The organism is Anabaena sp. 54 (assembly GCF_017355725.1).
Classification (GTDB): Bacteria; Cyanobacteriota; Cyanobacteriia; order Cyanobacteriales; family Nostocaceae; genus Dolichospermum; species Dolichospermum heterosporum.
This window is the reverse complement of the sequence record NZ_JAAVWA010000004.1, coordinates 228,666-241,453: the sequence shown is the minus strand read 5'-3', so window position 1 is coordinate 241,453 and position 12,788 is coordinate 228,666. Positions and strand designations below refer to the sequence as shown.

9 protein-coding genes, 1 tRNA gene and 1 CRISPR repeat array are annotated in these 12,788 nt (G+C 39.3%); of the genes, 3 read left to right on the top strand and 7 right to left on the bottom strand.

What is annotated here, in order from left to right; all coding sequences use genetic code 11:
• Nucleotides 1-14 precede the first annotated feature (14 nt).
• Entirely contained in the window at nt 15-992 is a 978-nt protein-coding gene (locus tag HEQ36_RS07290; protein ID WP_168635603.1) for a peptidoglycan-binding protein, read from the top strand.
• Between the two features lie 207 nt (nt 993-1,199).
• On the opposite strand, the gene HEQ36_RS07285 is transcribed toward HEQ36_RS07290, so the two are convergent.
• The 4 genes from HEQ36_RS07285 to lipA all read right to left on the bottom strand — a co-directional run bounded on the left by HEQ36_RS07285 (nt 1,200) and on the right by lipA (nt 5,475).
• The gene (locus HEQ36_RS07285) at nt 1,200-1,655 is read right to left on the bottom strand and encodes a Fur family transcriptional regulator (protein ID WP_027404555.1); all 456 of its coding nucleotides are present in this window, start codon (nt 1,653-1,655) and stop codon (nt 1,200-1,202) included.
• 170 nt (nt 1,656-1,825) lie between these two features.
• Nucleotides 1,826-3,058, bottom strand: a complete 1,233-nt coding sequence (gene sigC / locus HEQ36_RS07280) for an RNA polymerase sigma factor SigC (RefSeq protein ID WP_039203605.1) — start codon at nt 3,056-3,058, stop codon at nt 1,826-1,828.
• A gap of 548 nt (nt 3,059-3,606) precedes the next feature.
• Complete coding sequence (locus tag HEQ36_RS07275; RefSeq protein WP_053540475.1) at nt 3,607-4,578, bottom strand: NAD(P)H-dependent glycerol-3-phosphate dehydrogenase; 972 nt, start codon at nt 4,576-4,578, stop codon at nt 3,607-3,609.
• Between the two features lie 27 nt (nt 4,579-4,605).
• The gene (gene lipA / locus HEQ36_RS07270) at nt 4,606-5,475 is read right to left on the bottom strand and encodes a lipoyl synthase (protein WP_168635602.1); all 870 of its coding nucleotides are present in this window, start codon (nt 5,473-5,475) and stop codon (nt 4,606-4,608) included.
• 176 nt (nt 5,476-5,651) lie between these two features.
• On the opposite strand from lipA, the gene HEQ36_RS07265 reads away from it, so the two are divergent.
• Nucleotides 5,652-5,725: transfer RNA gene (locus tag HEQ36_RS07265), tRNA-Pro, on the top strand.
• Nucleotides 5,726-6,062: 337 nt separating this feature from the next.
• A CRISPR array of direct repeats spans nt 6,063-6,245; the repeat unit is 37 nt; unit sequence CTTTCAACCCGCCCCACTCCGGGAGGGGTGTTGAAAC.
• 462 nt (nt 6,246-6,707) lie between these two features.
• Here the strand turns inward: HEQ36_RS07265 and cas12k are convergent.
• A complete protein-coding gene (gene cas12k, locus HEQ36_RS07260; protein ID WP_168635601.1) occupies nt 6,708-8,606 on the bottom strand; it encodes a type V CRISPR-associated protein Cas12k in 1,899 nt (632 codons plus the stop codon).
• 68 nt (nt 8,607-8,674) lie between these two features.
• On the opposite strand from cas12k, the gene HEQ36_RS07255 reads away from it, so the two are divergent.
• On the top strand, nt 8,675-9,100 hold the full coding sequence (locus tag HEQ36_RS07255) for a MerR family transcriptional regulator (protein ID WP_168635600.1): 426 nt from the start codon (nt 8,675-8,677) through the stop codon (nt 9,098-9,100).
• A 147-nt stretch (nt 9,101-9,247) separates the two neighbouring features.
• Here HEQ36_RS07255 and HEQ36_RS07250 read toward each other — a convergent pair whose 3' ends face one another.
• Nucleotides 9,248-10,909, bottom strand: coding sequence for a hypothetical protein (locus HEQ36_RS07250; protein WP_205748472.1), 1,662 nt, complete (start codon nt 10,907-10,909; stop codon nt 9,248-9,250).
• 125 nt (nt 10,910-11,034) lie between these two features.
• The gene (locus HEQ36_RS07245; RefSeq protein ID WP_205748471.1) at nt 11,035-12,717 is read right to left on the bottom strand and encodes an NACHT domain-containing NTPase; all 1,683 of its coding nucleotides are present in this window, start codon (nt 12,715-12,717) and stop codon (nt 11,035-11,037) included.
• Nucleotides 12,718-12,788: the final 71 nt, after the last annotated feature.

Below are 12,788 nucleotides of genomic sequence, written 5' to 3'. Positions count from 1 at the left end.
TTTAGGAACCGGATATGGAAAATCTTGCGTATTTACATTTAGCTTTTGCCAATCAAGACGAAGAAACCACTGAGTTAATATCCCTCAGTTCTTTATTCAAAACAACAGCCGCACCAAATTGGCAACTCTTTTCTAGTAGTGCGTGGAAATACATGATTCCCCTGGCTCTAACTATATCTATTTTGAATAGTGTTAGTAGTGTTTTCGCCTTAGAAAAAAATGATAACGCTGCTACCGTAAACAGTCTCCAACAAAATGAAATATCTCAAATTAAAACCGCCAATAATCGAGTTATCAGTACAGCCCCGATAACCCCCACTATCTCAAATAATATTATTTCCGTGAATAAGAAGCGCAAAGACCCCAATCTCCTCAGCAAAGGTGATGAAGGTGCGGATGTCAAAGTTTTACAAGAACGCTTGAAAATCGCTGGTTTTTATTATGGTAATTCCACAGGCATTTTTGGTCCAATTACTCACGAAGCGGTAAAACGATTCCAAAAAGCTTATCAACTCACAGTTGATGGTGTTGTCGGTAAATCCACACTAGCCAAATTACCAGATGTTACCGATGAAAATCAAACAACTACTTCTCAAAAATTAGATCACCCAGATATACTTAGTTTAGGCGATCGCGGTGAAGCCGTCAGAATTCTCCAAGCACAATTAATCACCGCCGGATTTCTCCAAAATCAGCCCAATGGTTACTATGGTTCTAACACAGTTGATGCCGTAAAACGCTTTCAAAAACAACACAAACTAGAAATCAATGGACTGGCTGGACAAACTACCCGTTCTAAGTTACACAGTTTAGTTAAAAACTCTGCCAAAAGTGATTTCACCACTCTAGAAATCCAAAGACGACTACAGGAAAAAGGTTTCTATAAAGGTCAAATCAACGGCATGATGGCATCTGATACCAAAAAAGCAATTAGTCGCGCTCAAGAATTTTATGGTATCAGTCTCAAAGATATTAAAAGCGGAAGTTTTTAATCCCCCGCTTTCTCCAAATCATCAGATTCCCCACAACTTGATTCATCCTCCAAATTTTGGGCTAGTACCGCAGAATGGAAGTCAAAAGTCAAAAGTCAAAATTAAGACTGCATAGGCTTTTTGGCTTTTGGAAATGGTTGGTTTATTTACGCCGTGCTGTACTAGTAATTGGTAATTACTCTTACCTTTTGCCTCTTGCCTTAGTTATTAAATTGGCATCAGCGCTCTTTGACACTTAGGACACACGGCATGGATTGTCATTTGACAATCTAATAAATGAAACCCCTCTTTTTGCGCTGTTTTTCCGCCAATCTTTAAAACTGAGTCATTCTTAAACTCAATAGTCGAATTACAGCGAACACAAATGAGGTGATGATGGTGATGGGGATAAGGCTGATTAATTTCATAATGTTTATGCCCTTCACCCAATTCCAACTCCCGTAAAATCCCCATTCTCGCCATTAACTTTAAAGTGCGATAAATAGTTGATAAACTAATCCCTTCACCATCAGTTTCTAAACGATGATATAGGTCCTCTGCACTTAAATGTTCACCTTGCGGGAGTTCCTGAAAAATATGTAGAATTGTTTCGCGCTGTGGAGTTAAACGCCAGCCACGGTCGTTTAACTCTGCTTTAAGTGAACCAGTTGTGTAGACAGTCATACTAAATTTTCTCAACAAAGCTCATTAATTGAGAATATAACAAATATTTGGCTTGATTTGCAACAATCATTGCTTATTGAGAATATTTGCCTCTTGCCTCTTGCCTCTTGCCTCTTGCCTCTTGCCTCTTGCCTCTTGCCTCTTGCCTCTTACCTCTTGCCTCTTACCTTCTAACTTAACGACTCTAGATAGTCGCGGACTAGGTTACGACGTTTAGGTTGGCGAAGTTTTTGTAAAGCCTTGGATTCAATTTGTCTGACCCTTTCCCGTGATAAATCAAGGGCGCGACCGATTTCTGCTAAAGAGTAGGCATGACCATCGGACAAGCCAAAGCGCATCGAAATAACATCCCGTTCTCGACTGGTTAAATCATCAAGAAGATTATGCAAATCCTTATGTAAAGATTCTCGCATCAACATCTCCTCTGGCGTAATCGTATCAGTCTCCAGTAATTCTCCTAATTCAGTATCTTTATCCTTCCCTACCTTCGTTTCCAAAGACACAGACCGAGGAACTCTCAATAGCACTTCCCGGACTTGGATAGCTGTCATATCCAACTCAATGGCTAGGTCTTCTAAAGTCGGAGTGCGACCTTTTTCTTGGGCAATTTTCCGTTGCGCCTTTTTAATTTTGTTGAGCTTTTCGGTAATATGGACAGGTAGGCGAATAGTGCGGCTAGAAGTAGCGATCGCCCTGGTAATACCCTGACGAATCCACCAGTAAGCATAGGTACTAAAACGATAACCCTTTGTAGGATCAAACTTCTCAACTGCTCGTTCTAAACCTAAAGTCCCTTCTTGCACCAAATCTAACAATTCCAAACCCCGATTTTGGTACTTTTTGGCAACAGATACCACCAAACGCAAATTCGCCTTAATCATGTGGGATTTGGCTTGTAGTCCTTGAGTTTGAACTTGTTCTAGTTCTTCAACTGTTAAATTAGCAATTTCCGCCCAGCGTCTTTTCCCATTGGCTAAAGTCGGCTTAAGATCAGGTAAATTTATCCCCGCAGTAGTCGCCCACCGTTCCAAAGAAGGGCGGTGTCCTAGTTCTGATGTCAACCGCTCCTGTACCTCCATTAACCGGGCATAAGGGGCAATTACAGCGTCTCCCTCAGTGGCAGCAGCACCAAGCAATAACCGCATCCGTAAATATCGCTGTACTTTTTGGGCTTCAGCAACTTCCTCATCTCGTCCTAATAAGCGGACTCGACCAATTTCTTGCAGATAGAGGCGTACCAAGTCTGTGCTACGTCGGCTAGTTTGCGCGGCTAAGGCTAAGTCTGACTCAACAGCAGCCATATCTAAATCTGGCAAATCATCATTATTGATTTCAATATCCAAGGGTGAACTAGGATTTTGCCCTTCCTGGGCGGCATTTTTATAAAAAGATGTTGCTGGCATGATGTCTCAAATGGCTCCAGTTAACAATAGATTACGGTCAGCTAAAATTACGGTCAGCTAATCAACTGTTGCTATTCCGTAATTTCGTCATGAAATAACATAGTTTGGGCTTCAATGTACAATTCTTTGCAAAACTTTGTACTAGTCCAAAGATGTCGAAGAGAAGAAAACTTAATTTATCAGCTTTTGGACTGTTTTAACTGGATAGTTATTTTCACCACAGTGTACTAGGTTAGAAAAATACATTCTTAATGAGTTGTTCGTTACTAGTAGTTGTGTAATTGAATAAATAGCTCTGCAAATCTTCAGTCAGAGTTTCCATTAGGAGTTACCTAGTCAATATTACCATGTTTAAAGATATTGACGGTTATTTTTTTAACTGTTTATTAACATACATTTAGTTGTGATGATGTTTATAAACTACATAGTCATATTTACATCACTCAAAAAGTAATTTCCTGACAATTTGATAAATTTCTTCCAGGGATTTTGCGGTAATCGTTTAATTTCAATTGCACACCTTACACTATCAGCATTTCTCCCCCTATTTACCATATTTGTTCTGTAGGAAAATTATCAAATTCGGGCTTGATGTCTCGTAACATCAGTTTATCTAATGCAAGTCTTGGTGTAACTTCTCCTTCCAGCAGTTGGTAAACTTGCTCGGTAATGGGAATAGCAATGCCTTGTTGTTGGGCGATTTCCATTAATACCCGACAAGTGTTCACACCTTCGGCTGTGCCTGGAAGATTTGCCATAACTCCTGGCAACGTTTTTCCATTGGCTAATTGATAACCAACTTGATAATTGCGACTTAACGGGCTGTTGCAGGTTGCTAATAAGTCCCCTAGACCGGATAATCCATAAAATGTTTCCGTTTTTGCGCCTAAAGTCTGACCTATTCGTACCATTTCGGTTAAGCCACGAGTGACTAAGGCAGCTTTGGCATTCGTTCCTAAGTGTAACCCATCACATACACCTGCGGCGATCGCTATCACATTTTTCAGTGTTCCCCCTAATTCTACGCCCACAGGGTCAGGGTTAGTATAGACACGAAAGCGACTGGAGGAAAATACCAATTGGACTGTTTGGGCAGCATTAGTATTTTTACTCGCTACTACCGTTGCTGCTGGTAATTCCTGGGCAATTTCCTGAGACAAATTCGGACCTGATAAAACCACAACAGGAGAATTAGGAAAAGCTGCTTGCCAAATTTGCGACGGTGTAGACGTAGTATGTGGTTCTAGTCCCTTAGTTGCAGTCACAAAGATTGTTTGTGAAGATAAGGGACAAGACTGCACCATAGAAGCCACATCTCTCACCCCTTTCATGGAAATAGCCGACAAGATAACTTGAGCATTTTTATCCTCTAATACTTTTTCTAGAGGTTGCGAGTCAGAACGTGACCATAAATGCACCTGATTACCATTAATTGCTGCTAATTTAGCCAAGGCTGTACCCCAAGCACCCCCACCAAGAATAACGACAGATTTTAAATTTTGGATTTTGGAATTGGTCATTAGGGTAAAATAACAACTGACAACTGACTATCTGGGATAACGTTTCATTAATTCTCTGACTTGCTCTGCATGATAGGAGCTTCTTGTCAATGGTGAAGAAACAACTTGTAAAAATCCTAGTTCTTCGCCAAAAGTTTGCCATGCTGCAAATTGTTCTGGTGTTACGAAGTTAGATACTTGTAAGTGTTTTTGACTGGGTTGGAGATATTGCCCAATTGTCAAAATATCACAATCTACTTTTCGTAGGTCTTCCATAACTTGGCGAATTTCCGCATCTGTTTCACCTAAGCCGACCATGATACCAGATTTAGTGTAAGTGCTGGGAGAAATTTGGCGAGAACGTTGTAATAATTCCATTGTCCGCTCATAATCTCCCTGGGGACGCACACGGCGATACAAGCGAGGAATGGTTTCTGTATTGTGGTTAATTACTTCTGGTTTCCCTTGCAGAATTATTTCTAAAGCTTGCCAATTACCGCATAAATCGGGAATTAATACTTCAATAGTAGTATGAGGCGAAACTTCATGAATAGCATTAATACAGTGAACAAACTGAGATGCACCACCATCTGGTAAATCATCTCGGTTGACGGAAGTAATCACGACGTGATTAAGCTGCATCCGTTCCACTGCTTTCGCTAGTCTTGTGGGTTCGGTGGGATCTAATGCTTGGGGTTTCTTTTCAAAGTCAATATCACAATAAGGACAAGCCCTGGTGCAAGCTGGACCCATAATCAAAAATGTGGCAGTACCCGCGTTAAAGCATTCCCCAATATTGGGACAGGAAGCCTCTTCGCAAACAGTATTCAGGGCTAAATCCCGTAAAATCTCCTTAACGTTACCAACACGCTCCCATTGAGGTGCTTTCACTCTCAACCAGTATGGTTTTACAGTCACAGTCTACTTTTACCATTTTAGTTATACAAATCTTATGGTAGCAAGCAAAGACCTTTGTAGAAGAGAAAAAGTTTGTTATTTTGTACTGATTGTGGTACTGTAGAGTTAGATTGCCATTTTTTTGGAAAATTGCTCTACTTGGGATCTCCCCAAGACCGTATTTTCCGCTTTTGTGGCGGGATGTGGCGCAGCTTGGTAGCGCACTTCGTTCGGGACGAAGGGGCCGCTGGTTCGAATCCAGTCATCCCGATTGTTGTTGTCACTTGCCAGATTATTTGACCGCGTTGACAAATTGGTGTCCGTCTTGCCAAATTACTGTCCGCGTTGCCAAATTACCTAATCATCATCGTGTATTGGCATTGGAAGCTGTTACAATAATAGCTTTTATTTATTGGTATTGCTTCAGTTAGAGACTTCCAAGAAATAAATTATCCTAAGAAACGAACCACAGAGGCACAGAGTACACAGAGAGAGAATTTCTGCATCAGTTTTGGGACATTTTTTTATTTGGAAGTCTCTTACGGAAAATCCCGAACGAAGTGCGCCTTTCAACCCACCTAAAATGTTTTATATGCCTGCATAAAGGTCTTTCAACCCGCCCCACTCCGGGAGGGGTGTTGAAACGGAATAGTCCTGTTCATATTCTTTCCAATCTGCGGACTTTCAACCCGCCCCACTCCGGGAGGGGTGTTGAAACCGGGAATAATCGTCCACCGCTGGACAATTACGAAGCTTTCAACCCGCCCCACTCCGGGAGGGGTGTTGAAACTCCGCCCGACCAAACCCTTATCTGAAGACACTTCCAAAAGCAATTTTGGCGGATGTCCTAAATTTGCTCTTAATTTCCCTTTTAAGGGAGGATTATCAAAGCATCTCAACATCTGGAATACAGACTAGACAAGGGATTTGGACTTTTGGCAGAACCCCAGGGTTTTTGACCTCGCTTATGGTTCGCCAAAAATAAATAATTAAGGTGGATTCCTCCTTGCTCGGAGGTGATTCAGTAGCCACCACTGCGGTAAACCCGCACCTCTATTACTGGGGGCGCACCTTATTCCTGTTCACGAGGAACAGCAGCATCAAGGTGGGCAGCTACCAGGGTCAGAAAGCACGACTGTCTCACAACAGTCAACCTAACCCGCATTTATCGCAGGACAGAGGTTTATCAAAAACATGAACTGCGGCGCTATTGTTATTTCCTATTCTATTATCAAGGTTCGGTATTTTGTCAATCAGGCTTTTCGGGATTGATAGGCACTTATCGCTAATTCTTTGGCTTTCTCCTGTGGACTCGCTCGAATTGGTTGTTTTCCCTCCTCTATAGCGATTCCTGCTTTATTTGCCTGACTTTGAATATTGGCAATTAATCTACCGTAGCTCCATTGATGGACACTAACTCGGTATTGTTTGGCATATTTTTTTTGAACTTCTATTATATCTGATTTTTGTTCTGCTTTAGATTGAATTTCACTCTGAATTTGCTCTCGCATATCTCCCAACTTTGGGATAACAATACTGCCAGCTTTATATGTTTGGGCAAGTGCAATAATTTCTTTTGCTAGTAATCTATCTATATACTCTCCTAACTCTGAATCGCCAAATTGATTTGGTGCTGACATCCTTTGAGCGATATGGCGTTGGTGGCATAATAGGTGTTTTTGTTGTTGTTGTCTATTGAGTAGTTTGTAATTTTCACCAAGTAGTTGTTTAATGTTGCGATATGTCAAAACTTTTCCAGTTGTACCATCTACAACTGCAATTGTGGCAGGGTTTTCCAAACCTAAACTCACACCAACTAAAATATGAGATTGTCCTTTATATAAAGGTTGACTTGGACGAGGGAAGGGGTTATTAATTCTGGCTAGAGAGGAATTTTTGCGTTTGAGATGTGCCTGTTGTTTATCATTTAGATCACCTTTGGCTTTTGTCTGGGTGATGGTTTTGGCAATTTCTTCGGCTTTTTCTTCTTTGACTAAGTTTGTTCCTTCTTCTGTCCACAGACGAGTATATACAGAACAATAAAGGGTTAAATGGTTAACATCCCAGGGTTCTCCTTTGTCTTCTTCTTCCTGCCAAGAGATACGACCACTACGCAGAGTAAATAAGGCACTAGAATGTTGATTTTTACTATCTTTCTTAATTTGTTGATCTTCTAGGAAGCGTTGAAACCAGTGCAGTTGGCGAGAATCACAATAAATTTGAAATGTATGCTCACTTAAACCATTAAATTTTACACAGATACGTCCAAACTGATTTTTCAACCAAGTCATATCTTCGTTGGTTTCATAAGCGACTGGAAACGGCACTTGACTGGATTTTCTTAACAGAATGTTTTGCCAGAATTTCGCCTCTGTTTCATTTTCAGGGACGGTCTGAGTGGCATTAAAAAGAGTTTCTAATCTTATGGTGTCGGTTAAATCTCGTCCTTTGGGAATTCGAGCGGCTAATTTTTCTGTGAGACGTTGAATTTGGATTTCTACTTTGTGGCGACGTTGAGCGAATTTATCGGTGTTTTCTGCTTTATTGCTAATTTTACAGCCATTTTTGAGTAAATAACTAATAGCACAACGAGTTAAATTATCTTCTGTATTACTGTAAGCGTCGAATAAGTTTTTTGATAAATTGCGATCGCTATCTGAATTTGGAGATTTTTTCCCTTTTTTACTTTTCGCTGGTTGAGTTTCAGTAGGATTTTTTGGGGCAAATTGAGCCAAAATTTCGGCAGATTTAGTCTGAAGTATATCCAAGGAGACTCCACTGGCTTCTACTAATTCAGCATCACTATTGAGCATTTCTAACCAGCGCAGTTTGCCGTCTAGTTGGGACTGAAACCGCTTCATTAAGGCAAACCAGGATTTATAAATATAGTTTACTGATGCTGTGGCACTAGTGTAAAACCTTGCAGGTTGCCCGATGAAGCGCGGATCTGTTTTCAATGGTTCACACAGTTCTTTGACTATACCTGTGGGGTGTTTACCTTTTTGTCGCCAGGTTTCAAATTCTGGGTGTTTACCAATTTGACTCAGTAGTTCGTTAATCAGTGGGGTGTTTTTCTCTGCCATCAATTGCCATAGCTGTTGACGGGTAGTTTCACTGGCTACTAAACGACACTGAATAGTGATTTGGCTCATATTTAATAAACATATTTGTTTAATACTAACATATTTGTATTGTAGCAGCTTTCTGTAAAATGTTTTTTATGCAAGAAACATTTTTCACAAGTAAGGAAGCGGCTCAAATTACGGGTTGTACTCTCCGCCAGATCCAGTATTGGCGAGAGAAGGGGATTGTTGTGCCTGTGATTGGTGATACGGGTACGGGACGCAGTATTTATTACTCCAGGTCTAATTTGGTGGAACTGGCTGCTTTGGTATATTGGCTGTCTACGGGGATAAGTTTTGATATTGCCTGTGAAACGCTGAAACAACTGAAGGAACAAGAACCGGAGTTGTTTATTTCTGGTCAGGGGAGGCGGTTTATGTTGTTGTTATCACAGGATGATTCGCTTTCTTTGGTAGAATTTGACAGGCAAAGAGCGATCGCATCCCTGGATGAAGGTAAGGCTGTGATTCCTGTATGGTTAGATGTTATTTATCAGCAGTTATCAAGCAAGTTAATAGGATAGCGATTCCTACGGAGCGCTTCGCTATCGCATCCCTAGATGAAGGTAAATCTGTGATTCCCGTGTGGTTAGATGTTATTTATCAGGGGTTAGCAAGCAAGTTAGTGGGTTGGGGTGAGTTCCATGTACGACATATTCAAAAAACCAAGTCTAAAACCAATTTTCTTTGTGTGCGATTTCTCCTACTTTAACTACTTTTGATGCAACAAGATTTCTACATTTAGCCTCAGCAGTAGCAACTATAAAGCCTGGATAATGTTCTGGTTGTTTGGCAATTTCTTTTGCGATATCATCAGATAGACTCTCTATTGATACTGTGCGAATAAATCTTTGATAAGCATAACGTTCAGATACAACACCTTTCAAATAACTTTTTGATATGATATTCAAAGCAACTTGCCAGCTTATTTTTTCTTCACCAAGTAATCGAATTGCCACACCTTGCCAATATTGGAGAACATCAAGGTCATTTCCATCATATTGATTTAAATACTTTGAATACAAATCACTGGGATTATTTGCACGAATACCTAATAAAGTTACTGTTCTGGCATTTAAATTCTCTGGAAGAAACTGAACATTAAATCTAATTAAACGATTGCTAGATTGCTGTGTTACAGATACAGATTCTTCTGTAGATTTATATAAACGTCCCCAGTCATCAACAGATAATTGTTCTATAAATATATCAATTGTTATAGCAAGTTGTTCTAATGTTTTCTGACTACCCCAAGTTATTAAAAGTAAAACAGAAAACATTTGGTCTATTACATTAGAGGTTTGCTCAAATAGCTTTTGCCAGTAGGATACTTGACCCGCTCTTAATCTAGCATAGCGCGACCTTCTACACAAAGAAACCGAGGGATCAAAAAGGTCAGTAAAATCTTTACAAGTTTCACTTTTAGACTTAATTCCACTAGCAATATTAGCAAGATGGAAAAAAGTCCACCGTTCTCCAAACAATGAACGAGCTTTTTCTACTATATTATCCCAATGTGTTATTCCAGTCGTCCATTCAGAAATACTATTTTGTGATTCTTTCTCTACAGTATTAAAAATTTCATTGCACTTATCTACATTAGAAAAATTTGTAGTAAATTTAATATTTTGCTTATCAAGAGAAGAAATACGTATGACTCTATTATTAGAATAAATCATTCTGTTGTCCTGCCATATATTAGACAATGACAGTGGATAATACGGAACATTAAAAGCTATGGCATATCTCTTTACATCTAAGATACAACTTAAAAGTTCTAAAATATATTTTGGCTGCGACTGAATATCAATAGTAAAGCAACCATCTAAAATTAATTCTAAAGCAATATTGAAATATGTTTCTGTACTTTCCAAATAATCATATCGTCTTGCTTTACAAATAAGTTCCATACGTAATGGATGATTAATATCATCAGCAAGAACTGTACTTATGTCGCTTACCGATAACCTTGATATTGATAAGCTGCCAAAGTACAATCCATATTCAAGCCAGCGTGTTCGATTATCATTTCTTTGAGCAAGAACAGCTCCAAACCATAATTTATCAATTTCCTCTGAAGATGTATTTGCTCTAATTAAATCAATCACATCCAAAGCATAGTCTTTAGGTGGATTATCTCCTAAAATTGCAAAGCAACGGGTAATCAATTCATCTTGACCACAATCTTTTGGAAGTACCAACGGATTACCTGAACCAAGCCTACGACTATTTGAGGTTAGTAAGTATCTTAATCCAATACCATCTAAAATTACTTCTATAACTCTACGTACAGATTTAGGATGCTGGGTAAAAACCCAGTCTGAGAGTAACATAGCCGCTAATAGTCTTGGATAGCTAATAAGAGAATATCCTTCTTCTGAAATCAGTTCTTCAATACGATCAATTAAATCTGCCAGTTCTCCCTTGCTATAACATCCAGCATAAAACCTTGTAACATTTAGCCAGTAAAAATCACGCGCAATTGCATCAAATCGGTCTGGTTTTGTTCCTGACTTTTCATTGCCTGGTGGTGATTGTGGTGCGGTATCGTAGAGATATTTTGCAGCAAAATATTCCCGAAGAGGTTGAACCTCAAACTCATAAGTACCTTAATTTGTTGTGGATCTAGCTTTCGAGCTTTCATCCACTTTTGTGAATATTCATCAATAAGTGGACGAGTAACTGGACCTAAATGGTAGTAAGGAAATGAATCCTCTGGAAAACTTGGTGAATCTGCAAATGCAGCCGGACGGCTAGTTACTATAACTTGTAGAGAAGCTGCATTTACTCTAATGCGTTTAATTCCGGCAGTAATTTCTTTAACTACATCTTTTCTTGTTTCTATATCAGCGACTTCATCCAACCCATCAAAAACAAAAAGAATAGAACTTACTTTTGCTACAGCGTGCAAATCAGCTACATCAAATTCAAAGCCACCAGAATCATTTTCTATCTGAGCAGCAAGAAAAGACTCTAAAGATTTATTCCATTTGGGATGTGGTTCATTATAGTTTTCGGCTGAGAAAGGATTTTGTTTTGCCAGCCAAGAAGCTAAATCTCGAAGATCAACTCTAAATGGTAACCGGACAGATGAAAACCTATGCTCCTTTGGTAGTTTTTCAAAAGTTTCATCTCCTCTGTACTGCTCTGGAATTAGTTGATCTATCTGCTCTTTACCAAGGACTTGCATCCTATGTACTTGACAAACATACTGGGTTATAGTGGATTTTCCTTGTCCAGGTGCGCCTTCAATTACTATATAAGGAATATGCTCTTGCAAAAGTGGGTGAAGCAACATGGAGGCTGAACCTACAAGCATTTGCTCATCTCTTATCCCATTAACTAGGTCAAAGGGGGAAGATAAATCTTCAGGAAAAACAACTTTTTTACTGGCTTGGCGGCGATTGTAAATTGTATCACGAGCTATAGACCTATGAATAAATTGGTAAAGATAAAGTTGTTTTTTTGTAGTTGCGGTATTGGGTGGTACAACAGGTACATCTATAAATAAATCAAGAAGCCTATTATCAAGCTCAACCTGTTTAAATTTAACTTTTTGATCTATATCAAATTGATGTGTTATGTAAGCTCGAATTGCTGAAGCTCTTCTCTCCTTATTTTCTGATAGTCCAGACTCAAGGACAGACCTAATTAAATCTTGACCTATCATCAATTGAGGATATACCCACTTGAGATCCCAAGCATTATCTAAACGTCGATTTAAATCATCACGCCACCAACATTGTGATGGAACACCAAGTTCGCTATTCAATAATTGATTTACTTGATCAATTGAGCCAGAATCAGGATGTGCTGTTCCTTTAATATTTGTAAGTAGAATATATTTTTTTGCTCCCTTTGGAATTTGCTTTTTAAGTTTTACTGCTTCCCCTTTTTCGCCCTTGAGAGTGTCTAATAACCATTTATGGGGGTCAGGTACTGCCAAAGGATCTCTTACGAACTTAACTTGATACATAATGAACCCACGCTCATCATCATCACTTATGGGACTTAGTGCATCTCTACCACCATCAGGCTGTCCCACTGGGAAACATTGAACACCAGAAAATTCTTTCGTAAGTAAAGCTTGGCAGAATTTTTGAAAGGTTTCTGGATCTAGATTCTCAAAGGGATAATTCATATGTTTTCCTTATGCTGGCTTATTTACACAACAACTAAAAAATTTTGTTCAATATTTAACATTTTTAAGGT

Bases quoted from the DNA above. Each gene is read 5' to 3' on its own strand.
- HEQ36_RS07290 (WP_168635603.1), top strand. From the start codon at position 15: ATGGAAAATCTTGCGTATTTACATTTAGCTTTTGCCAATCAAGACGAA.
- HEQ36_RS07285 (WP_027404555.1), bottom strand. From the start codon at position 1,655: ATGACTGTCTACACAACTGGTTCACTTAAAGCAGAGTTAAACGACCGT.
- sigC (WP_039203605.1), bottom strand. From the start codon at position 3,058: ATGCCAGCAACATCTTTTTATAAAAATGCCGCCCAGGAAGGGCAAAAT.
- HEQ36_RS07275 (WP_053540475.1), bottom strand. From the start codon at position 4,578: ATGACCAATTCCAAAATCCAAAATTTAAAATCTGTCGTTATTCTTGGT.
- cas12k (WP_168635601.1), bottom strand. From the start codon at position 8,606: ATGAGCCAAATCACTATTCAGTGTCGTTTAGTAGCCAGTGAAACTACC.
- HEQ36_RS07255 (WP_168635600.1), top strand. From the start codon at position 8,675: ATGCAAGAAACATTTTTCACAAGTAAGGAAGCGGCTCAAATTACGGGT.
- HEQ36_RS07250 (WP_205748472.1), bottom strand. From the start codon at position 10,909: ATGTTACTCTCAGACTGGGTTTTTACCCAGCATCCTAAATCTGTACGT.
- HEQ36_RS07245 (WP_205748471.1), bottom strand. From the start codon at position 12,717: ATGAATTATCCCTTTGAGAATCTAGATCCAGAAACCTTTCAAAAATTC.